This is a genomic window from Bradyrhizobium nitroreducens, assembly GCF_002776695.1.
GTDB classification, from domain to species: Bacteria; Pseudomonadota; Alphaproteobacteria; order Rhizobiales; family Xanthobacteraceae; genus Bradyrhizobium; species Bradyrhizobium nitroreducens.
In genome coordinates this window covers 43222-64907 of sequence record NZ_LFJC01000003.1, presented here as the reverse complement: position 1 = coordinate 64907, position 21686 = coordinate 43222, and the positions used below count along the sequence as shown (strand labels likewise).

Annotated in this window: 20 protein-coding genes; 11 read left to right on the top strand and 9 right to left on the bottom strand. The window is 65.1% G+C overall.

Annotated elements, in window-relative coordinates; all coding sequences use genetic code 11:
• Positions 1-128 precede the first annotated feature (128 nt).
• The 3 genes from TSA1_RS00340 to TSA1_RS00330 form a co-directional block, all read right to left on the bottom strand.
• Positions 129-632: a GFA family protein gene (locus tag TSA1_RS00340; protein WP_100174601.1), complete on the bottom strand. Its 504-nt coding sequence runs from the start codon at positions 630-632 to the stop codon at positions 129-131.
• A gap of 85 nt (positions 633-717) precedes the next feature.
• Entirely contained in the window at positions 718-1845 is a 1128-nt protein-coding gene (locus tag TSA1_RS00335; protein WP_100174600.1) for an alkene reductase, read from the bottom strand.
• Positions 1846-1961: 116 nt separating this feature from the next.
• Entirely contained in the window at positions 1962-3458 is a 1497-nt protein-coding gene (locus TSA1_RS00330) for an aldehyde dehydrogenase family protein (RefSeq protein WP_100174599.1), read from the bottom strand.
• Positions 3459-3648: 190 nt separating this feature from the next.
• Here TSA1_RS00330 and TSA1_RS00325 point away from each other — a divergent pair, with 190 nt between their 5' ends.
• A complete protein-coding gene (locus tag TSA1_RS00325; RefSeq protein ID WP_100174598.1) occupies positions 3649-4494 on the top strand; it encodes an SDR family NAD(P)-dependent oxidoreductase in 846 nt (281 codons plus the stop codon).
• 53 nt (positions 4495-4547) lie between these two features.
• On the opposite strand, the gene TSA1_RS00320 is transcribed toward TSA1_RS00325, so the two are convergent.
• The 3 genes from TSA1_RS00320 to TSA1_RS00310 form a co-directional block, all read right to left on the bottom strand.
• Complete coding sequence (locus TSA1_RS00320) at positions 4548-4754, bottom strand: hypothetical protein (RefSeq protein WP_097657432.1); 207 nt, start codon at positions 4752-4754, stop codon at positions 4548-4550.
• Between the two features lie 169 nt (positions 4755-4923).
• Complete coding sequence (locus TSA1_RS00315) at positions 4924-5199, bottom strand: YiaA/YiaB family inner membrane protein (protein ID WP_097657431.1); 276 nt, start codon at positions 5197-5199, stop codon at positions 4924-4926.
• Between the two features lie 39 nt (positions 5200-5238).
• Entirely contained in the window at positions 5239-5934 is a 696-nt protein-coding gene (locus TSA1_RS00310) for a PspA/IM30 family protein (RefSeq protein WP_100174597.1), read from the bottom strand.
• A 103-nt stretch (positions 5935-6037) separates the two neighbouring features.
• On the opposite strand from TSA1_RS00310, the gene TSA1_RS00305 reads away from it, so the two are divergent.
• From TSA1_RS00305 to TSA1_RS00295, 3 genes are all read left to right on the top strand, one after another.
• Positions 6038-6670, top strand: coding sequence for a TetR/AcrR family transcriptional regulator (locus TSA1_RS00305; protein ID WP_100174596.1), 633 nt, complete (start codon positions 6038-6040; stop codon positions 6668-6670).
• A gap of 139 nt (positions 6671-6809) precedes the next feature.
• Positions 6810-8081 carry a DUF892 family protein gene (locus TSA1_RS00300; protein WP_100174595.1) on the top strand — a complete coding sequence of 424 codons (1272 nt, stop codon included), beginning with the start codon at positions 6810-6812 and terminating at the stop codon, positions 8079-8081.
• 147 nt (positions 8082-8228) lie between these two features.
• A complete protein-coding gene (locus tag TSA1_RS00295; protein WP_100174594.1) occupies positions 8229-9848 on the top strand; it encodes an ABC transporter substrate-binding protein in 1620 nt (539 codons plus the stop codon).
• Here the strand turns inward: TSA1_RS00295 and TSA1_RS00290 are convergent.
• Positions 9787-11184: a glycoside hydrolase family 3 N-terminal domain-containing protein gene (locus TSA1_RS00290; RefSeq protein WP_100180894.1), complete on the bottom strand. Its 1398-nt coding sequence runs from the start codon at positions 11182-11184 to the stop codon at positions 9787-9789. The genes TSA1_RS00295 and TSA1_RS00290 overlap by 62 nt on opposite strands.
• Positions 11185-11373: 189 nt before the next feature.
• Here TSA1_RS00290 and TSA1_RS00285 point away from each other — a divergent pair, with 189 nt between their 5' ends.
• Genes TSA1_RS00285 through TSA1_RS00275 form a run of 3 tightly spaced genes read left to right on the top strand, consistent with a single transcriptional unit; the run spans position 11374 to position 15182 of the window.
• Positions 11374-12882: a DUF4153 domain-containing protein gene (locus tag TSA1_RS00285; RefSeq protein WP_100174593.1), complete on the top strand. Its 1509-nt coding sequence runs from the start codon at positions 11374-11376 to the stop codon at positions 12880-12882.
• 12 nt (positions 12883-12894) lie between these two features.
• Entirely contained in the window at positions 12895-13599 is a 705-nt protein-coding gene (locus tag TSA1_RS00280) for a response regulator (protein ID WP_100174592.1), read from the top strand.
• Entirely contained in the window at positions 13596-15182 is a 1587-nt protein-coding gene (locus TSA1_RS00275; protein ID WP_100174591.1) for an ATP-binding protein, read from the top strand. The genes TSA1_RS00280 and TSA1_RS00275 overlap by 4 nt, the downstream gene beginning before the upstream one ends.
• Here the strand turns inward: TSA1_RS00275 and TSA1_RS39505 are convergent.
• Complete coding sequence (locus TSA1_RS39505; protein ID WP_164718835.1) at positions 15179-15319, bottom strand: hypothetical protein; 141 nt, start codon at positions 15317-15319, stop codon at positions 15179-15181. The two genes, TSA1_RS00275 and TSA1_RS39505, sit on opposite strands and share 4 nt — an antisense overlap.
• A gap of 79 nt (positions 15320-15398) precedes the next feature.
• On the opposite strand from TSA1_RS39505, the gene TSA1_RS00270 reads away from it, so the two are divergent.
• From TSA1_RS00270 to TSA1_RS00260, 3 genes are all read left to right on the top strand, one after another.
• Positions 15399-15968: an alpha-ketoglutarate-dependent dioxygenase AlkB gene (locus TSA1_RS00270; protein ID WP_100174590.1), complete on the top strand. Its 570-nt coding sequence runs from the start codon at positions 15399-15401 to the stop codon at positions 15966-15968.
• Positions 15969-16198: 230 nt separating this feature from the next.
• Entirely contained in the window at positions 16199-17128 is a 930-nt protein-coding gene (locus tag TSA1_RS00265; protein ID WP_100174589.1) for an alpha/beta hydrolase, read from the top strand.
• A 210-nt stretch (positions 17129-17338) separates the two neighbouring features.
• Entirely contained in the window at positions 17339-18562 is a 1224-nt protein-coding gene (locus tag TSA1_RS00260; protein ID WP_174719264.1) for an ABC transporter substrate-binding protein, read from the top strand.
• A gap of 267 nt (positions 18563-18829) precedes the next feature.
• On the opposite strand, the gene TSA1_RS00255 is transcribed toward TSA1_RS00260, so the two are convergent.
• Positions 18830-20392 carry an adenylate/guanylate cyclase domain-containing protein gene (locus TSA1_RS00255; RefSeq protein ID WP_100174588.1) on the bottom strand — a complete coding sequence of 521 codons (1563 nt, stop codon included), beginning with the start codon at positions 20390-20392 and terminating at the stop codon, positions 18830-18832.
• 189 nt (positions 20393-20581) lie between these two features.
• On the opposite strand from TSA1_RS00255, the gene TSA1_RS00250 reads away from it, so the two are divergent.
• Positions 20582-21673, top strand: coding sequence for an enolase C-terminal domain-like protein (locus TSA1_RS00250; protein WP_100174587.1), 1092 nt, complete (start codon positions 20582-20584; stop codon positions 21671-21673).
• Positions 21674-21686: the final 13 nt, after the last annotated feature.

The window sequence follows — 21686 nt, the reverse complement described above, 5'->3', positions numbered from 1 at the left end:
CCCAGATTCGCTCCGAGTTCGCGGACGCATGGGCCCCGGCTCTGCGGAGCGTCACACCGGACGCTGCTCCGCATCGCCGGGCGTGCCGCACCGCGTCCGGGGCACGAGAGTGGTGTGTGCGGCTAGCGCTACATCTCCTCGCGCCCCAGCTCGAACGGATCCTCGCCGCTTCCGCGCTTCTTCTTTTTCGAGCGCTGCCAGACCACTCCCGGGAAACCTTTCAGCGGCACCAGGGGCTCGCCGGTATAGGCCCATTCCTGCAGCTCCTCGATGGCGATGTGATAGAGCGGCTGGCGGCCGGTGCGCTCGTTGAACAGCGCGCGCGGGATGTTGACCATGTGCGGTCCACGCGGGCGCTCGTAGGCGATCGGCGTACCGCAATGCGAGCAAAAGCTGCGCGCGGTCTTGGTCGCCTTGTCCTCGTAGCGGCTCAGCGCCGTCTTGCCGGACGTGACGCGAAACCGCTTCTTCCAGCTTCCGACATAGGTCGCGTAGGCTGCACCATGGGCCCGGCGACTTGCAGCCGAATGATCATGCCAGGCCCAGCGCGCGGGCACGTCGATCTCGAAGGTGACCTTGCCGCAAAGGCATTGGCCGGTGGCGATCCCTGCGGCGGCTGCGGCTTTGGCCATGGTATCTCCCCGTCGCGCAGCAAACCAGGACGCAAAATGGATTCCGGGCTCGACGCTTCGCGTCGCCCCGGAATGACTGAGGGACCTACGCCGGCGTCAGCTCGTCATAAACAGGATAATCCGTATATCCCTTCTCCTCGCCGCCGTAGAACGTCGCGCGGTTGTATGGCGTGATCGGGTAGCCATGCTGCAAGCGGCGCGGCAGATCGGGGTTGGAGATGAAGATGCGGCCGAAGGCGATGATATCGGCATGGCCGTCGGCGATGGCGGCATTCGCAGTCTCGCCCGTAAAACCGCCGGCGGTCATCAGCACGCCGCTGTAGAGCGGGCGGAACAGCACCATCGCCGAGGGTACGTTCTGCCAGTTGACCTCGGCGCGGCCCGAGCCGCTGGAGCGCGGCTCGATGAAATGCAGATACGCCAGGCCGAGCTTGTCCAGCGCCTTCACGACATGGGTGTAGAGCGGCATCGGATCCGGCTCGCCGGAATCATTGGCGATGCCATACGGTGACAACCGCACGCCGACGCGGTTCGCACCCCAGACGTCGATCGCGGCCTGCGTGACCTCCAGCAGCAGCCGCGCACGGTTCTCGATCGAACCGCCATATTGATCGGTGCGCTGGTTGCTGCGCGACTGCAGGAATTGCTCGAGCAGATAGCCGTTGGCGCCGTGGATCTCGACACCGTCGAATCCGGCCGCGAGCGCGTTCTTCGCGCCTTGCCGGAAGGCCTCGACGATGCCCTTGACCTCCTCGGTCTCCAGCGCGCGCGGCGTCTCGTAATCGGCGATCTTGCCGTCGGCCGTCATCGCCTTCATGCCCTCGGCCTTGATCGCAATCGCCGAGGCCGAGACCGGCAGCTCACCGCCGTGGAAGGAGGAATGCGAGACGCGGCCGACATGCCAGAGCTGGAGGAAGATGATGCCGCCCTTGGCGTGCACGGCGTCCGTCACTTTGCGCCAGCCGGCGATCTGCGCGTCCGAATAGATGCCTGGTGTCGCTGGATTGCCGCGGCCATGCGAGACCACCGGCGAGGCTTCGGCGATGAGCAGACCGCCCTTGGTCGCGCGCTGGCCGTAATATTCGGCGTTGAGCGGCCGCGGCGCAAAGCTCTCGCGCTCGGCGCGCATGCGCGTCAGCGGCGCCAGCGCGACGCGATGCGCGAGCTTGTACGGTCCGACCTGCAACGGTCTAAACAACGCCTCGAATTTCATGGGGGCCCCGGATGTCACTGAAAGGATGCAAATCATATAACGAGGGGCGGCCACCGGAAAAGGCGCCGCCCCTGCAAAAATAGATATTCCCCCTCGCGGAACGCGAGAGAGAGGCCCTACGCCGTCTTGATCCAGACGGCCTTCACGTTGAGATATTCCTCGACATGCTGCTTGCCGGACTCGCGACCATAGCCGCTCATCTTGTAGCCGCCGAACGGCACGGCCGGGTCCATCGCCTGGTAGCAGTTCACCCACACCGAGCCGGCGCGCAGGCGCTTCGCAACCGCATGCGCCTTGGTGACGTCGCGCGTCCACAGGCCGGAGCCGAGGCCGAACGTGGTGTTGTTGGCGCGCTTGACCAGCTCGTCCATGTCCTTGAACGCGATCGCGGAGATGACGGGTCCGAAGATCTCTTCCTGCGCGATGCGCATGTTGTCCTGGACGCCGGCAAACACCGTCGGTGAGACGAAGAAGCCCTTCGACAGCGCACCTTCGGTGACGCGGCCGCCGCCGGCGAGCGCGCGTGCGCCTTCTTTCTGGCCGATGTCGAGATAGCCGGTTACGCGCTCGAGCTGCTGCGCGGACACCAGCGGGCCGATCTGCACGTTGGGATCGAGGCCGTTGCCGACCTGCAGCTTCTTGCCGAACTCGGCGACGCGGCCGACGAACTCCTCGTAGATCGCCTGCTCGACGAACAGGCGCGTGCCGGCGCTGCAGATCTGGCCCGAATTGGCGAACACCGCCATCGCCGCGCCGGGCACGGCGGCATCGAGATCGGCATCCGCGAACACGATGTCCGGCGACTTGCCGCCGAGCTCGAGCGAGACGCGCTTGAGGTTGCCGGCGGAGGCGCGGATGATCGACTGGCCCGTGACATGCGAGCCGGTAAAGGCGACCTTGTCGACGTCATGATGCGAGGCGAGCGCAGCGCCCGCAGTCTCGCCATAGCCGGGCACGACGTTGATCACGCCGGGCGGAACGCCCGCTTCCATCGCGAGCTCCGCGATGCGCAGCGATGTCAGCGGCGCTTCTTCGGCGGGCTTGAGCACCACGGTGCAGCCAGTCGCGATCGCCGGACCAATCTTCCAGATCGTCGCGGTCAGCGGGCCGTTCCAGGGAATGATGGCGCCGACGACGCCGATCGGCTCCTTCAGCGTGTAGGAGAAGATCTCGCCGGGCAGCGAGTTCTCGATGGTCTCGCCGTGGATCGCCGTGGTCTGGCCGGCATAGTAGCGCAGCATGCCGACCGCGCGCAGCCGATAGGCGCGGGTGCGGCTGAGCGGCGCGCCCATGTCGAGGGTGTCGAGCTGCGACAATTCATCGAAGTTCTTCTCGACGAGATCGGCAAGCTTCAGCAGCAGGTTCTGCCGCTCGAAAGGCTTGACCTTGCTCCAGGGGCCTTCGAAGGCGCGGCGGGCGGCGGCGACCGCACGATCGATGTCTTCCTTGTCGCCTTCGGCGACGGTAGCCAGCAATTCGCCCGTGGCAGGGTTGTGGGTCTCGAAGCGTTTGCCGGAAGCAGCATCAACCCACTTCCCGTCGATCAGCATCTGCTTGTAGGACCCGTTCGCGAACGGATGGCGCGTGATCGGAATAGCCTGCGACACAGCCATGGCTGCACTCCCTGGTCAGGTGATTGATTGGTTCGATCTGGGCGGGATCGTCATGTCGAAGGATACAGCGGTGCCGGAAAGGCGTAAAGGCAGCGCGGAACGAAGACCTCCCATGCCCTCTTGTGCAGGGTCGAACGAGGCGCGTGCTATAACGCGACGGAGCGCAACGCAACTTCGCCGGAGACCAGCCATGTCACATCCAGCCATCGTCAAAGACAACGTTGCCGTCGTCACGGGTGGCGCATCCGGCATCGGATTTGCCGCCGCCGCGGCGTTTGCGCGCACCGGAATGAGAGTGTGCATCGTGGATGTCGATCAGGAACGCCTGGTCGAGGCCGCAACAAAACTGTCATCCATCGCCGGTGCCGCGAACGTGATGACGGCCGCCGTCGACGTCAGCAAGGTCGAGAATGTGACGGAACTGGAGCGCGCCGTGCGCGAGCGGTTCGGCGGCACCGACCTCCTCATGAACAATGCCGGCATCCAGCCGGGCAGCACGCTGTTCGGCGAGCCCGATCACTGGCAGCGCATCATCGGCGTCAACATGTGGGGCATCATCAACGGCTCGCGCATCTTCGCACCCAGCATGATCGCGCGCGGCAGGCGCGGCCTCATCATCAACACCGGCTCCAAGCAGGGCATCACCACGCCGCCGGGCGACCCCGCCTACAATGTCTCCAAGGCCGGGGTGAAGGCATTCACCGAGGCGCTCCAGCACGAGCTGCGCAATACGAAAGACTGTCGCATCACGGCACACCTCTTGATCCCCGGCTTCGTCTTCACCGGCCTGACCGCAAAGGGACGCACCGAAAAGCCGGCGGGCGCCTGGACGCCGGAGCAGACGGTGGATTTCATGCTGGCGCGACTGGAGGCCGGCGATTTCTACATCCTGTGCCCGGACAACGACGTGCCGCGCACGCTCGACGAGAAACGCATGCTGTGGGCAGCCGGCGACATCGTCGAGAACCGCCCGCCGCTGTCGCGCTGGCATCCGGATTACGCGGATGCGTTCAAGCGGTTCGTGGAGGGGAAGTAGGTCTCGCCGCTGCGCGGCGAACCACTCTCCCAAAAGGGGAGAAGGTCAGGAACCTACAGCGTCTCCTGCTTGTGCCCGCAGTTCTTGCAGGCGAACTTGACGCGGGTCTGGCCTTTCTCCGCCTGGACCCGGTTCGGCGCGCCGCATTTGCCGCAGACGGCCTCGATGCGGGTCGAGCCCTGCTTGACGACGATGGACTTCTTTTCCATCGATTCGCGGATGAGGCGTTCGGCCTCCTCACGCAGCGATTGTTTCGACAAAGCTCGTCTCCGCCTCTGGAAAGCGCGCGAGCCATATCGCACCTGGGGTCGAAGCACAATGCGGGATGCGGATCGCTGGAGCCGATCAAGACCTCATTTGCCGACGCGAAAGCCGCGGGACGCTGCTCCGCGGCTCTCTCTTGCTCGTCGTCCGGATCGGACGCTCCTTTCAAGCGGCCTTGGAGACTTCCATCAGCAGACGCTCGGCCTTGGCGTCCTCGATGCGGTTCACCAGCCGGCTGCTCTCGTGATTGTCGCGTACGGTCTTGGTCAGGGTGATGCAGGTCTGGACCAGCATGACGATACCCATGGTGAGATAGCCCTTCATCCAGACGTCGATCGGCAGGAAGAAAACACCGATGGCGACGAGGAAGGCGGAGGCTGCGAAGGACGCGTAAGTGAACGTCACCCAGGCGCTGCTGTGGGGCTGGCCGTTCTGGTTCATGATGGTCTCCTGTTGGTGCGAATGATGATGGGGGTGGGATCAGGCCGTCGGCACGCGCTTGGACTTCAACCGTGCGAGCACGTCGTCTGCGGTCGTCTTCAGCCGCGGGCCAAAGCCCTGCTCGGCTAATCTCTCGGCGGTCGCGAGAGGCCCGGTGGCCGCATCGAGCTCGACCAGCGCGTCGTCGGCGGCCTGGGCTTCCATCTGCCGATCGCGCAAACGTCGTAAAGTGCTCTCCGCTTCCGGCAGGGTGGATTCGTAAGGACGCGCGGCCTCGATGCCGCTGCGGCGAAGCGAGCGAACCGCCTCCGAGGCACGGGCGACGCGCCGGCCCCGATCGAGCTCGGTGATGCGAGCCTGTGCATTGGCGACGTGCCGCTTCAGCCGGGCAATCTCGGTCGCGAACAGCGCGCGGGCCGTCATCGCGGCATCGCGGTCCGCCTCGAGGCCGGCGATGGCTTCGGCGGCGTCCCTGGCGAGGTCCTCGCGGCCGCCCTCGAGCGCTGCGACCGCGCGGGTCTCGAGGTCGGCGATGCGGGCGATGGTCGCCTCGAGCTTGCGGCCCTCCTGCTGGTCCTGTGCGATCGCCAGCGCCAGCGTTCGCTTGCTGCGCTCGACGGCGGCGGCCGCATCGCGCATCTGCTGGTCGAGAATGAGGAGGGCCGTCCGGTCCTCCAGCTCCTCGCCGGCGGCGGCCACGCTGCCGCGGAAAAGTGTCACGACTGTCTTGAACATCTGAAGCTCCCTGTTATGAGCGTTGCTCACGGATTCTTTGTAGCAACAGACTTGAACATTGTTCAAGAGAATTTTGAGCAACGCTCAAAAATTTGGCCTCGATATGTCTAAGGCATTGGAACGGCGGGAGAAACTTCGATCTGACCTGATCCTCGCGGCGGAGCGGATGATCGCTGGCCGTGGATTGTCGGGGCTGAAAACCCGCGATCTTGCCCGCGAGATCGGCTGCGCCAATGGCGCGGTCTATAACCTCGTGGAGGATATGGACGAGCTGATCCTGCGCGTAGGCTCGCGCACGCTGCTCCGGCTCGACCAGGCGCTCAGCACCGCGGAAGGCGCGGGCGAGCCCTCCCCGCAGGAGACGCTGGTTCGCATCGCCATCACCTATTGCGATTTCGCCGCCGAAAATCTCCAGCTCTGGCGCGCGCTGTTCGAGCACCGCATGGAGGCCGGCAAGCTCGTCCCCGACTGGTCCGCTGCGGATCAGATGCAGCTGTTCCGGCACATCTATGTACCGCTGGCCACGCTGTTTCCGAAGCGAGGTGCGGACGAGCTCGGCATCACCGCGCGCAGCCTGTTCTCCGCGGTGCATGGCATGGTGGCGCTGGGGTTGGAGCAGAAGCTGGTCGCGGTGCCGCTACCGGCATTGCGCGAGGAAATCGCAGGCCTCGTGCGCGCGATGATCGACGGGCTTATCGCGCGGGCCGAGCGGAGCCACGCAGCGGCGGCACCGTAGAGGCCTCGCCGGCATTCACGAACGTGCAGATGCGCTCCGCTTTTTCTTCGCAGCACCGGATCTGAATCTCGACGAACTAGGAACGAACGTTCCGAGCGCCGGTTGACGCGCATAGTTCCCCCACAGCGCGAGCCCTCCCATGTATCACCACGTCAAGAAGCTGATGTTCACCGTGCGTGTCGACGAACCCGATCCCCGCTTTGGCAATATGCTTCTCGAGCAGTTCGGCGGCGCCAATGGGGAACTCGCGGCCGCCATGCAATATTCGATTCAAGGTTTGAATTGCGAGGATCCCGACCGCAAGGATCTCCTGATGGATATCGGCACCGAAGAGCTCAGCCATCTCGAAGTCGTCGGTTGCCTTGCGCGCATGCATCTTGCGCCTTCGAAGAACGACCGCCAGGCGGCAGAGGCCGATCCGCTGATTGCGATCGCCGGTGGCGGCGGCGTCAATCTGTTCAATTCACAAGGCAATCCCTGGACCGCCGACTATCTGAAGATCACCGGCGAGCTCGACGTCGACCTCCGCAGCAACATCGCCGCCGAGGCGCGCGCGAAGATCGTCTATGAACGGCTGATCAATTTCTGCGACGATTCGGGCAGCAAGGACGCGCTCCAGTTCCTGATGACGCGGGAGATCACTCATATGAAGGCTTTTGCGCGGGCGCTCGAAAGCCTGGAGAAGCCGGCCTTCAGCATCGGCAGGCTCGCGCCGACGCCCGGCCTCGTGAACCAGTACTTCAACGACTCCACCGGCAGCGGCGACCACGGCGAAATCGACACCCGCGGTCCCTGGAACGAGGGTGAGGACTGGGTGTTCACGGAATCGCCTGCCCTCCAGTCTTCGGATCCAGGCTCAGCCCCGTCGATCGTCGCGGAGAGTTCGTCGCCCGTCGACGAGTCCGGCCTGACCGAGCTTCTGCTTCACGAGCTGCGCGACATTCTCCATGCCGAGAAGCAGTTGACCAAGGCGCTTCCCAAGATGGCGCAGGCTGCCCGCTTTGACCAGCTGCGCGAATTGTTCGAGCAGCATCTGGCCGAGACCGAGAGCCAGGTCGAACGCATCAACGAATGCTTTGAGCTGCTCGGCGAGAACGCACGCGCCAAGCCCTGCAAGGGCATGATGGGCCTCATCGAGGAAGGCCAGGAGGTCATGAAGGAAGCCGAGGACAAGGAAGACGCGGCCGCCGACCTCTCGCTGATTTCTGCGGCTCAACGCGTCGAACATTACGAGATGTCCGGCTACACCACCGCGCGCAACCTGGCGCAGCAGCTCCGGCATAGCGCGGTGGTCGCCCTGCTCTCCAAATCCCTCGCCGAGGAAGAGAACGCCGATCTGTTGCTTAATCAGGTCGCGCGATCGCTGATGTCGGTCGCAAAGATGCCTGCCGCAGTGGAGCAGGCCGAATAAAAACAGCCGGCCCACGCACAGACGAACCGAACGAAGCCGCCTCGCGCCATCGCGCGGGGCGGCCGGCCATGGATATCGCACGATCGGTCGTGCCAATGGCACACACCTTGCCTCTCGATACCGGATGATTGGCGGACAGGAGGCCCCATGAGCAGTTCACCATTCCATATGAACCGCCGCAGCGTGGTCGGCGGTGTGGGTGCCGCCGGCATCAGTGCCGTTACTCCGCCGCTTGCTTGGGCGCAGGGACGTAGCGAGACTCTGCTGGTGGTGCAGGAGCTGGGTCCGAACTCGCTGGACATGCAAGGCGTCGGCTCCAACCAGACCGTGAACGGGCTCTCGTGGAATTGCTATGACCGCCTGCTTTCCTACGCCTCCAGGACGCTGCCGGACGGGACGCTGTCGTATGATCGCGAGAAGCTTGCGCCCGAACTGGCCGAGAGTTGGGAGGTCGCCGCCGACGGAATGTCCTGCACCTTCAAGCTTCGCAAGGACGCGAAATTTCACGACGGCACGCCTGTCACCGCCAAGGACGTCAAATGGTCGTTCGACCGCGCGGTGGAGGTCGGTGGCTTTCCGACCTTCCAGATGTCGGCGGGATCGCTGGAGAAGCCCGAACAGTTCGTCGTCGTCGACGACCACACTTTCCGCATCGACTACGTCCGCAAGGACAAGATGCTGCTGTTCAACGTCGCGGTCGTCGTGCCTTTCATCATCAACTCCGAGCTTGCGAAGAAGAACGCGACGGCTGAAGACCCCTGGGCGCTGGCCTGGCTGAGGACCAACGAGGCCGGCGGCGGCGCCTACAGGATCGAGAGCTGGAAGCCCGGCAGCGAAACCGTGCTGACGCGGTTCGACGACTGGAAGAGCGGCCCGCTGCCGAAGGTCAAGCGCGTGATCGCGCGCGACGTTCCCTCTGCCGGTACCCGCCGCGCCATGCTGGAGCGGGGCGATGCGGACATCTCCAGCGGCTTTGCGCCGCGCGATTTCGAGCAGATCATCAGGGAAGGCAAGGTCAAGGTCTCGGGCGTGCCGATCCCGAACGCGCTCTGGTACGTCGCCCTCAACACCGCGAAGCCGCCGTTCGACAATGCCAAGCTGCGCCAGGCCATCGCCTGGGCCATGCCTTACGAGCAGATTCAGAGCAGTGCGTTCTTCGGGCGCGCCGTTCCGATGTATGGCGGAGCGGCAGAGGTCTCAAAGCCGGTCTGGCCGCAGCCGTCTCCCTATGCCACCGATCTCGACAAGGCCAAGGCGCTGATGAAGGACGCCGGCTTCGAGCAGGGCCTGGAGACGACCCTGTCGCTCGACACGGGTACCGCAACCGTCGGCGAACCCACGGCGATCCTGATCCAGGAGAGCCTCGCCAAGATCGGCATCAAGGCGGCGATCGAGAAGATTCCCGGCGCCAACTGGCGCACGACGCTGAACAAGAAGGAGCTGCCGCTCGCGCTCAACCGCTTCAGCGGCTGGCTGGATTATCCCGAATATTACTTCTACTGGAATTTCCACGGCAACAACTCGATCTTCAACATCTCCTCCTATCAGAACAAGGAGATGGACGCGCTGATCGACAAGGCGCGCTTCACCGCGGATGCGGCTGAGTACGACCGGTGCGTGAAGGATTTCATCGCGCTCTGCATGCGCGACGTTCCTGTCATTCCGCTCAACCAGCCGATCCACGACGTCGCGATGCAGAAGGCCGTCACCGGCTACGAGTTCTGGTTTCACCGCGAACCGGACTACCGCCAGTTCGCGAAGGGCTAGTTTCGACGAGCTGAATTGGGCTTGGCGCCGCGCGTGCCTGCTCGATCGGAAAGCTCCGCGCCAGCCGGGTCTCGCTCGCGCGCAGCATTGCGGCGTCGAGCTTGCCCTGCCGCGATCCTTCCAGGGCGCAGGCAAAGACGCGGTACAACTGCGCGCCGTCGTAGGCGACCAACAACACGTCGACACCGGCATTGAGCGCCTCGACCACCGCCTTGCAGACGTCGTTCTGGTAGATCGCGCCCATCACAAGGTCGTCGGTCATCACCATGCCCTGATAGCCCCACTTGTCGCGGATGATGCCGTCAACGACGCGTTTCGAATGCGAGGCGGCGCGATCGGGATCGACGGCGGTGAGCGTGACATGGCCCACCATGAGCGCGCTGCGCGAATGCGACAGCACCTCGCGGAACGGCAGCCAGTCGGTCACCTCCAGCTCCTTCACCGGCGTGTCGAGATTGGCGCTGAAATGATGCGTGTCGGTGCGCACGCGGCCGATGCCGGGAAAATGCTTGAGCGTGGCGCCGACGCCGGATTCCTCCAGTCCGCGCACATAGGCGCTCGCAATCGTGCTGACGACGATGGGATCGGTGGCGATCGCGCGCTGGCCGATCAGCGTGTGGAAATCGAGCCGGTTGCGCCTCTGCGGCGGCTTGAGGTCGAGCACCGGGGCGAGGTTGAGATTGACGCCGAGGGCGGCGAGCTCGCTTCCGTGAATGCGGCCGAACTCCTCCGCCTTGGCCTGCTGCTCGTCGGGAGCAAGCCCGGCAAGCGTCGCCAATGCCGGCACTTTGGTCAGCGGTGGTGCGAGATGGCCGACGATGCCGCCTTCCTGATCGGCAGCGACCACCAGCGGCGACAAGCCGGCTGCGCGCCTGACGTCCTGGAGTGCCGCAAGCTCCGCGCGCAACGCCTCGATGCCTCGGCCCCGAATGTTGTGCCGGGTCACATAGACGCCGCCGATCAAGCCCTGCCCGGCGAGGCGCGCGACCTCGGAAAAGGAGGAATAGCCAACCATGAAGTGAGGTCCGAGCTGGCGCGCCTCGGCCGCACCGGCGGCCAGGACCCCGTGCTTGCGCAGCTCGAACTTCAGATGTGCCGCCGACATCAGGACCGGCGGTGAGCACCAGAGCACGACGAGCAGCTTGCCGGCGATGCTGCGCCAGTGCCCGCGCCATAGCAGGACGGCGACGATCAAGAGGCTTGCGACGACAAGCGCGATGTTTCCGGCGCCGCGCAGCACGAGCAGATAGGGGTCGTTCTTGTTCAAGGCCGCGAATGCGACGAGCGGCGCGGCCAACCAGAGCAGGACGAGACCGATACGACGGAGGAGTTGCATGATGTGCCACATGCGATGAGGACGAATGCTTCGCACCTATCAAAGCGATTTGCGTTCCGCGAGAGCCAAACGCGCGCCTGCACGAAATCTGCAAAAGACTCCTGAAGCCCTGCAGACGACGATCCCGCCTTCTGCACAAGCGACGTTCAGACTTCGCGATGCCAACCATCACGAAAGGTCTTTTCGGACATGACAAGCCTGGCATCGACGATCATCGAGGAAATCAAGCCGATCGGTCACTCCTCGATCCCTGCCAAGGTCGGCCTCGCGCTGGCGCTGGCCGCACTTGCCGACTGGCTGTTCTACGGGCATCGAATCGGGCTGTCGCTGACGCTGTTTGCGATCGCGCTCGCCGCCGTGTCGGCGCTCTTCAATCGCGCGGCTCTCGATTGGCGCCGCGCCATGATCGGTTCGGCCATTTTCGCCGCCGGTCTGGTGCCGGCCATGGAGGAGCTCAACACGCTCTCGTTCCTGCTCCTCGCCGCGTCGCTGGCGATTGCCTTGCTGCTCGTGACCAATGCGGAAACGACCGGCTTCGCCGAGCGCGTCCGCGCGCTGCGCAACCTGGTCCTGCTCGGACCCTTCAGGTTCTTCCTCGATGCGCCCCAGGCGTTCAGCGCCTCGGCGCTGACCCGCTGCATCGCACAGTGGCTGCTCCCTGCAGCACTCAGCACGGTCTTCGTCGCGCTCTTCGCCGCGGCCAATCCGGTGATCGAGCAGTGGGTGTCCCTGCTCAATCCGAAGCTCATCCTCCAATATATCAGCGTCCCGCGCGTGCTGTTCTGGGCCTTGATGCTGGCGCTGGTCTGGCCCTTTATCCATGTGCGCTGGCGGCGCAAGACGATCGTCACGACCGCCATCGCGGAGGGACCCTTGCCGCCGCCGCTCCCGCCGCTGGTCTCGGCGGAGTTTCTCGGCTCCTCGACCATCCTGCGCTCGCTGATCCTGTTCAACCTGCTGTTCGCGGCCCAGTCCGTTCTCGACGGCATCTATCTCTGGGGCCATGTGGCGCTGCCCGACGATCTGACCTATGCGGGCTACGCGCATCGCGGCGCCTATCCGCTGATCGTGACCGCCCTGCTCGCCGCAGCCTTCGTGCTGGTGGCGATGCGTCCGGGCGGCCCGGCCGAGAAATCGAAGGTGATCCGGCCGCTGGTCTATCTCTGGGTCGCGCAGAATGTGCTTCTCGTCGCCTCCTCGATCCTTCGCCTCGACCTCTACGTGGACATCTACATGCTGACCTACTGGCGGATCGCAGCCTTCATCTGGATGGGGCTGGTCGCGCTGGGGCTGATCCTGATCGTCGCCCGCATCGTCCTCAACCAGTCCAACCAATGGCTCGTCGGGGTCAATCTGATCGCGCTCACGATCGTGCTCTATGGCTGCTCGCTCGTGAACTTCGACGCCTTCATCGCCGACTACAACGTCACCCACAGCCGGGAGGCATCGGGCAACGGCGTGAAAATCGACATCAACTATCTCCTGACACTCGGACCGCAAGCATTGCCCGCTATCGACCGAGCCATGGCACTTCGGCCCGGCGCCAGCGAGAGCTGCCTTGTGTCGCGACGCGACCGCCTTGTAGAACAGCAGCGCCAGGATCTGGCCTGGCGGAGCTGGGGCTTTCGGAGCTGGCGACTCCAGCGCAGGCTGGACGCGCAGGCAAGAGATCAGTCCGGCAGCCGGCCGCCAGGGTGAGCGGAGATATCCTTGGCGCATCGCATTCTCATCGTCGACGACGAGGGCCACATCCGCGAGGTCATCCGCGTCGCCCTGAAGAAGGCCGGCATGGACGTGATCGAGGCACGCGACGGCAAGGAGGCGCTTCTCCGCATTGCCGCCGACAAGCCCGATCTGATCGTGCTCGACATCGGCATGCCCGAGTTCGACGGCCTCGACGTCTGCCGCGAGGTCCGCAAAGTCTCCGACGTGCCGATCCTGTTCCTGTCGGCGCGCGACGAGGAGATCGACCGCATCCTCGGCCTCGAGATCGGCGGCGACGACTACGTGACGAAGCCGTTCAGCCCGCGCGAGCTGGTCGCGCGGGTCAACGTCATCCTGCGTCGGCTCAGTCCGCGCAATGGCGAGGTCAGGGCTGGTCCTACCGCGCTTGCGCAAGGCGGCCTGCTGCTCGATCCCGAGCAGCATGTCGCGACCTTCGCCGGCACGCCGCTGAAGCTGACCGCGATCGAGTTCGGCATTTTGCGCGCGTTCCTGACCCGGCCGACCTCGGTGTTCAACCGCGAGCAGCTGATGCGGGCCGCCTATCAGCTCAACATCCAGGTCTCCGACCGCACCATCGACAGCCACATCCGCAACATCCGCGCCAAGCTCGCGGCACAAGATTGCGAGAACGTGATCGAGACCATCCACGGCGTCGGCTTCAAGCTCGGCCGCTGCGAGAAAGAGGCATGAGCGCGGCACCCGACAAATGGCGGCCCTCGCTCGCTCTCGTGATCTTCACGGTGCTCGCGACGGTGGCGATCCTGCCGCTGGTCGGCCTGTTCTTCTTCCGCCTCTACGACAACCAGCTGATCCGCCAGACCCAGGCCGAGCTGATCGCGCAGAGCCGCGTGCTGGCGACAATCTATGCGCAGGAGGTCACCGCGCGGCTCGACAGCGGGCTGACGCTCGGGGCCGAGGTGCCGCCGAACGTGCTGCCGGACCCCGGCGACCCCGTCACGCCGATCCGCCCCGCGCTCGACCTCACCGCCAACGACCTGCTCAGGCGGCGGCCGGACGCGCAGGCCGCGCCGCAAGCAGCACAGCCCGCTTATGTCGAGATCGGCGCAAGGCTGACGCCGATCATCCGCGAGACCCAGAAGGTGACGCTGGCGGGCTTCCGCATCCTCGATCCGCAGGGCGTCGTCATTGCCGGGCGGCAGGAGGTTGGGCAGTCGCTCGCCCATATCGAGGAGGTCGCGGACGCGCTGCACGGGCAATATCGCGCCACCTTGCGCAACCGCGTGCCGGACAAGCCACCGCCGCCGATTTATTCCTTCAGCCGCGGCCTCGGCGTGCACGTGTTCTCGGCGATGCCCGTCATCGTCAACAACCGCGTCGCGGGGGTGATCTACACCACGCGGACGCCGAGCAACATTTTCGATCATCTCTACCAGGAGCGGGCCAAGTTCGTGCTGGCCGGGCTCGCCGTCATTCTCGGCACGGTCGCGATCGGCCTCGTGTTCTCGCGCACCATCACCCTGCCGATGCGCGAGCTGATCGACCGTGCAGCGAGAATCGGCCGCGGCGACCGCGAGGCGTTCCAACCGCTCCGGCATTACGGCACCCGCGAGTTCGCCCAACTCTCGCACAGCTTTCTCGGCATGGCCGAGCAGCTGGCGCGGCGCTCGGACTACATCGCAACGTTCTCGGCCCACCTCACCCATGAGCTGAAATCGCCGCTGACCTCGATCAAAGGTGCCGCCGAGCTGCTGCAGGATTCCTATCAGGGCAAGGCCGAGGGCCTGACGCCGGCCGAGCAGAAGACGTTCATCGCCAACATCCTGTCCGACACAAAGCGGCTGGAGGCGATGGCGCAGCGGCTGCGCGAGCTTGCCCGCGCCGAGAGCCTGCCCCAGAACGAGCGCACCGAGCTGGCACCCGTGATCGCCGAGCTCAGGAGCCGGTTTCCCGCAAGCGACATCTCGGCCAGCGGCAGCCTCGACCGCCCCATCGGCATGTCCGGCGAGAAAGCGCTGATCGTGCTGTCGCATCTCGCCGACAACGCGGTCCGGCACAAGGCTGCGACAATCAGGCTCGAGGCGACCTTCGAGCGCACGACCTTGCGCCTCACGGTGAGCAATGACGGCGAACCGATCTCGGCGCCGAACCGCGACAGGATCTTCGATGCGTTCTTCACCACCCGCCGCGACCAGGGCGGCACCGGAATGGGACTTGCGATCGCACGCGCGGTGATGGCGAGCCATGGCGGCTCGATCAAGCTCAAGCCGACCGACGAGGGTGCGGCCTTCGAGCTGCAGTTTCCCGCAGCCTAGATGGCAAATACCCAGGCGGCGACGATGGTGCCGATGGTGACCAGGCCGGCGATGGTCCAGCCGGCGGCGTATTCCAGCTCAGGATGACCGGTCGCCCGCATGATCTCTGCCGGATCGGCGGTATGCTTCTGTGCCATGACAGCCTCGCACGTTACTCCCCGCGTCATATGTAAGTCGCATCAGCCGCCAATAGGTTCCATCACGGAAATGCGAGGAATGACGCAGCTTGGTCTGTTCACCGAACAGGAAGCCGGTCCGGCCGGCCTTCGCCATACGGATCATTTTATCGAGCCCGCCACCGAGCAGGCGCTGATCGGCCGCATCGCAGCATTGCCGCTGCAGCGTTTCCAGTTCGGGGCCTTCGAGGGCAACCGTCGGGTCGCCTCCTTCGGCTACCGCTACGACTATGCGCTGCAGCGGCTGACCGAGGCCGACCCGATCCCGGACTGGCTCTCGCCGATCGCGCATCGGGTCGAGGCATGGGCGGGGCTGCCGGAGGGCAGCGTCCGGCAGGTGCTCTGCACCGAATATGAGGTCGGCGTCGGCATCGGCTGGCACCGCGACAAGCCGCATTTCGACAAGGTGCTCGGCCTGTCGCTCGGCGCTCCTTGCAAGTTCCGTTTCCGCCGCCGCAGCGGCGACAAATGGCAGCGCCACACGATCGAGGCGCAGCCGCGCTCGCTGTACCTGATGGACGGCGAGGCGCGCTCGCAATGGGAGCACAGCATCCCGCCGGTGGAGGCGCGCCGCTACTCGGTCACGTTCCGGACCATGAAGCGGGCCTGACAGGCCGTCCAAAACAAAAATTGCGAAAACAACCCCATGCACAGTAGAGCGCAACCCCGCATGTGCGCTCCAAACGCGGCTGGATGTCGCACCGGCTGCCCGTTCCGCGCCGGCCGCGGGTCTGCCAAAGGTGCCGCGAATTAGCCTCAAGGCCGGCTGACTAATGAGGCGAATTGAGAAGACAGGCCAGATCAGCGAGCCAGTATTGGCCTCCCAAGGCCGGCATCATCATGAAAAATTACCTGACATTCTTCCTGCTTCTGACCATGACCACGGCCTCCGCCCACGGTCCCTTGCCCACCCGGCTGTCGCCGCCCTCCGATCTCATCCGCGCAGGCCTCACTGATTCCGACACCACGGCCGGCGGCACCGCTCGGCTGTGCGAGCATGTCACCTTCTCGCGCGGCCTGCGCTACGGCGAGAGCGAGGCCAATGTGCTCGATGTCGCCACCAGTGCGACCAAGGCGGATACGCCGCGGCCGGTGCTGCTGTTCGTGACCGGCGACACCTTCACTGGCGACCGCGGCGCGCCTGAGCTGTCGCGCCAGATCCAGGACCAGGCGATGTGCTTTGCCGCGCGCAACGACATGATCGGGGTACGCGTCAGCTATCGCCTGGCCCCCGCAGCGACCTGGCCGATGGGGGCGACCGACGTGGCGGCGGCGCTGTCCTGGGTGCACGGCAATATCGACCTGTTCAACGGCGATGCCCGCGAGATCGTTGCGGTCGGCTACGGCGCCGGCGCCTTCCATGTCGCGACCCTGCTGGCGCATCCCGAGCTTCAGACCGACCGCGCCGATGTCGCCGCCGTCGTGCTGGTGTCCGGCATCTACCGCGCCGGCAAGGATGCGAATGACAGCGAGAAGGCCTATCTCGGCAGCGACGCCGGCCAGTACAACACGCGCTCGGTTTTCCCGGGCATCCTCAACGTCGATGTGCCGATCGTGCTGGCCTGGGCCGCGGACGATTCCGCCAGCACCGTCGCACAAGGCGAAACCTTGAAGAAGACGCTCTGCGGCGCCGGTCATTGCCCGCGCAGCGCGCTGCTGCGCAGCCGCGACGGCATCGCCAGCGCCTTCGGTCTCGACGGTTCCGGCGACAGCCTCGCCGAACCGACCCTGCTGCTGGTGCATCAGCTGGAGGCACGGGGGCTGCCGTAGCGGACGCGCTGCTCCGATCATCGACCTCTCACACCATTTGCTGGGCCACCCCGCGGCGCGTCAGCACACCTGCCGCTTCGTCGGCGCCCGGGAGCCCCGCTTCGAAGACGCCCCGTCAGGCCACACGATTGCCAAACGCTTGACCTAGATTAGCTCGCCTTGGTGCGGACCGAGCCGACCTCGTTGGGGGCCAACGACAAGATGTCGAGCATGCGCGTCACCGGCAGACTGCTATTCGCTTTGATCGCCGCTCTCGCCTCGCTTGGGGCGATGTCACAGCAACACGCCGATCAGCCGACAAGCGACAAGGAAATCCGCATCGGCAATGTCATGCCCTATTCGGGACCGCTCTCGGAATTCGGCGCGATCGGTCAGGCGGAAGCGGCCTATTTCGACATGATCAACGCGCGCGGCGGCATCAACGGTCGCAAGATCCGCTTCATCACGCGCGACGACAATTCCGATCCGGCGACGGCGCTGGAGCTGACGCGCAATCTGGTCGAGAAGGACGACGTGCACCTGATGTTCGGGGCGTTCGGCACGCCCGGCAATCTCGCCACGCGCTGGTACCTGAACGAGAAGAAGATCCCGCAACTGTTCGTCGCCTCCGGCGACGAGGAACTGAGCCGAGCCGAGAAGTTTCCCTGGACGATGGGATGGCAGCCGTCGTTCCGATCGGAGGGGCGCATCTACGCCAACTACATCCAGGCCTACTATCCCAGGAAGAAGATCGTCGTGCTCTGGCAGAACGACCAGTTCGGGCGCGTGCTCTACAAGGGCGTCCAGGAAGGGCTGGGCGATCTGAACCGTCATGTCCTCGTCGACATCGCCTTCGACATCAACGACGCGCATCTCGACGGACACGTCTCGATCCTCAAGCGCACCGGTGCCGACATCTTCGTCTTTCTCGGGGTGCCGTCGACGGCGTCCCAGGTGATCAAGCTGGCAGCGTCACTGAATTGGCATCCGGTGTTCATCGTCAACGATGCCTCTGCCTCGATTGCCAATGCGATGGCGCCCGCGGGCCTGGAGAACTCGGCCGGCGTGATCTCGGCGGCCTTTCTGAAGGATCCGAGCGATCCGGCATGGAAGGACGATTCCGCCATGAAGGACTGGTTCACCTTCATGGACAAGTACCATCAGGTCGAAAGCACCAACAACAGCGCAGCGGTCTACGGCTACGCCGCGGCCGAGGCGCTGACGCAAGTGCTGAAGCAATGTGGCGACGATGTCTCGCGCGAGAACATCATGCGACAGGCGGCTTCGCTGAAGGGCTTTCATCCTTCCGTCGCGTTGCCCGACATCAGGATGAGCACCTCGCCCGGCAACTATCTGCCGATCAGGCAGATGCGGCTGGTGCAGTTCGACGGCCGCTCCTGGCAGCCCTTTGGCGACGTGATCGAAACGGCGTTCACGGAAGGGATGGCGCGGTGAGGTTTACCTAAACGCGGCCTTGAGACAGCGCGGCGTTCGAGCACGCACCGTTTGCTGGGCCACCCCTCTCCCCCGCCCTCCCCCACAAGGGGGGAGGGAGCGCAGCGGAGTGCGCGGCGGCGCTGTGCCTCACTGTCGCGACTGATAGGAGCGAGCGCGTGCCACCCGAAAAGTACGTTCCCTCCCCCCTTGTGGGGGAGGGTTAGGGAGAGGGGTGCCACACGGGGACTCTCTCGATCAGAAAGCGCTACGCACGTTCGCGCCCCCTCACGCCGGCTTCAGCGAAGCCAGCGCGCTCTCCAGCAGTGCGCGTACGTGGGCGGCGTCGCCGGATTTCACCACCGCCGGATCGAGATAAAGCTCCAGTCCCGGCGCGCGCTCGGTGATGACGCCGCTTCGCTCCGCCGCCGCATCGTTCAAAGCATCCACCGAATACGGAATCACCTCGCGGCTGATGCCTTTCATCGTGATCGCCGGCAGCGCGTGGGCGCGGACGATGTCGCTGACCAGGGCAAAAGTCTCGTAGCTCAGCACGATGCCGCCGGGCTCGGCGATCGACTGCAGGCGCGCGGCGAGGTTCGCTTCGGCACCGATGATGGTGTAGTCCATGCGGTCGCTGCTGCCGAAATTGCCGACATTGCAATAGCCGGAATTGATGCCCATGCGCGAGCGGAACGGCTGCTCGATGCCGGCGGCGCGCCATTTCGCGTTGAGCTCGGCGAGGCGCTGCTGCATGCGCCAGGCCATCTGCAGGCAGGCCTGCGCATCGGCGCGATCGCCCCTGGTCTCGGGATCGCCGAAGAAGATCAGCATGGCGTCGCCGATGAACTTGTCGATGGTGCCGCCATAATCGTGGGCGATCGCCGACATCTCCGTGAAATATTCGTTGAGGAGCTGGGTCAGCTGCTCCGGCTGCAGCCGTTCGGCGGTCGCCGTGAAGTTCTGGATGTCGGAGAAGAAGATGGTGAGCTTCTTGCGCTCGGTGTGGATGGTGACGTCCTTCTGGCCGCTGAAAATGCTCTTGTAGACCTGCGGCGGGATGTAGCGCGAGATCTTCATCGACAGCGACGCGAGGAAGTCGTTGGCGGATTCGAGCTCCCGGTTCATGGACTTGATGCGGCCGGCCTGCCGGCGCTGCAACGACAGAAATGCCAGCCCGCTGCCGGCAGCGACCAGGAAATAGGCCAGCAGGAACTTGAACGAGAAGATGTTGGCGGCGATCGGTTGCGCGATGATCACCTCCTGGATGCCGCGGACATCCCCCACTTTCCAGTCCTTCTTCGGGCTCTCGGGGTGGCTGTTGTGGCAGCTCACGCAGGCCGGGCCCATCGTGACGGGGGCCACCAGCCGGACCTTGTCGTTGAACAGCGACGTCTCGGTCTCCACGATCTTCTGCTCGGGATCCCTGCGCAGCGCATCGAGCGCGTCCTTCTCGAACTTGTCGAGCTGGTGCGGGGCACGATTCTGGAACGGGAAGTCCGAGACGAAGCGGTAGGTGATGTTCTCCTGCTGGGCGCCGATCACCCGACCGAGCTCCAGCGACAGCGTCGCCGGAATCGGGATCGCGCCGGGAACCGATTCGTAATTGTGCACGACCTTCGTGGTCCCGTCAGGGTTGGCGAGCACGCGCCCGACCACGTTGGAGGCGTAGTAGCTGCGCACGCTCGAGATCACCGAATTGAGATCGATCGCCTGCCGGCGCAACGCCGTCTTGCTGAGATCGGTCAGGTCCAGCCAGACCGCGACCGGCAAGGCGAGCAGGAGGAAAGCGATCGCGGCCCCGATGAGGATGCCGTTCTTGCGCTGCTCTTCGGAGATCTCTGGTTTCACGCTGTGGCTCCGTCGTGTGCGATTTTGTCGCAAACGCCCGTCATTTGTGAGGGAATGCGGCAGCACAGAACCCAGAAAACGCCGGTTCGCGCAACCCCATTTTATGGTGGTCGGACCAGGCGCCTTTCCGTTTCATCACGAATGTCTAAGATCGGCATCAACCACCGTTGATCATCCGGAGCCTGCGCCATGACCGAGACCATCCGCATCAAACGCTTCAACGCGCGCCCCGTGATCGTGCCGATGAACCTGCCGCTCAAGACCTCGACCGGGGCCGTGGCGAAGGCGCCGCTGGTGCTGATCGACTGCGAAACCGACCAGGGCGCGGTCGGGCACGCCTATCTGTTCTCGATCACGCCGTCGGCCCTGAAGCCGCTGACGGCGATGGTCACGGAAATGTCAGAGCTCGTCGCCGGCGACGAGCTGTTGCCGTTCGAGATCGAGCGCAAGCTGACCCAGCGCTTCACGCTGCTCGGCCTCGCCGGCCTGCAGCGGCTGGCGCAATCCGGCATCGACATGGCCGCATGGGACGCGCTCGCCCGAGCACGCGGCCTGCCGCTGGCGCGGCTGCTCGGCGGCGCGCCGAAGCCGGTCAAGGCCTACAATTCGAAGGGGCTCGGCATCATGCCGGCGGGTGCCGCGGTCGACGAGGCGCACAAGCTGCTGGCCGAAGGATTCGGGGCCGCCAAGATCCGCGTCGGCCGTCCCGATGCGCGGGAGGATCTCGCCGTCGTCCGCGCCGTGCGCAAGGCCGTCGGCGACGAGGTCACGCTGATGTGCGACTACAACCAGGCGCTGACGGTGACCGACGCCATCCGCCGCGGCGAGATGCTGGACGACGAGGGCCTCACCTGGATCGAGGAGCCGATCCGCCACGACGACTATGCCGGCTGCGCCCGCATTGCGGACGAGCTGCGCACGCCGGTCCAGATCGGCGAGAATTTCGACAGCGCGTTCTCGATGCAGGCGGCACTCGCCGCGGAGGCCTGCGACTATGTGATGCCCGACGTGCAACGCATCGGCGGCGTCACCGGCTGGCTGCGCGCGGCCGCGCTCGCCCATGCCGCCGGCATCGAGATGTCCACGCATCTGTTCTCGGAGGTCAGCGCGCATCTGCTGTGCGTGACGCCGACGGCTCACTGGCTGGAATATGTCGACTGGGCGGATGCCGTGCTGGCAACGCGGCTCGAGATCAAGGACGGTTTTGCCGTGCCGAGCGAGGAGCCCGGCAACGGGATCGCGTGGGACGAGGCGGCGGTGAAGAAGTATCTGGTCGGGTAGATTGTAGTCCGTG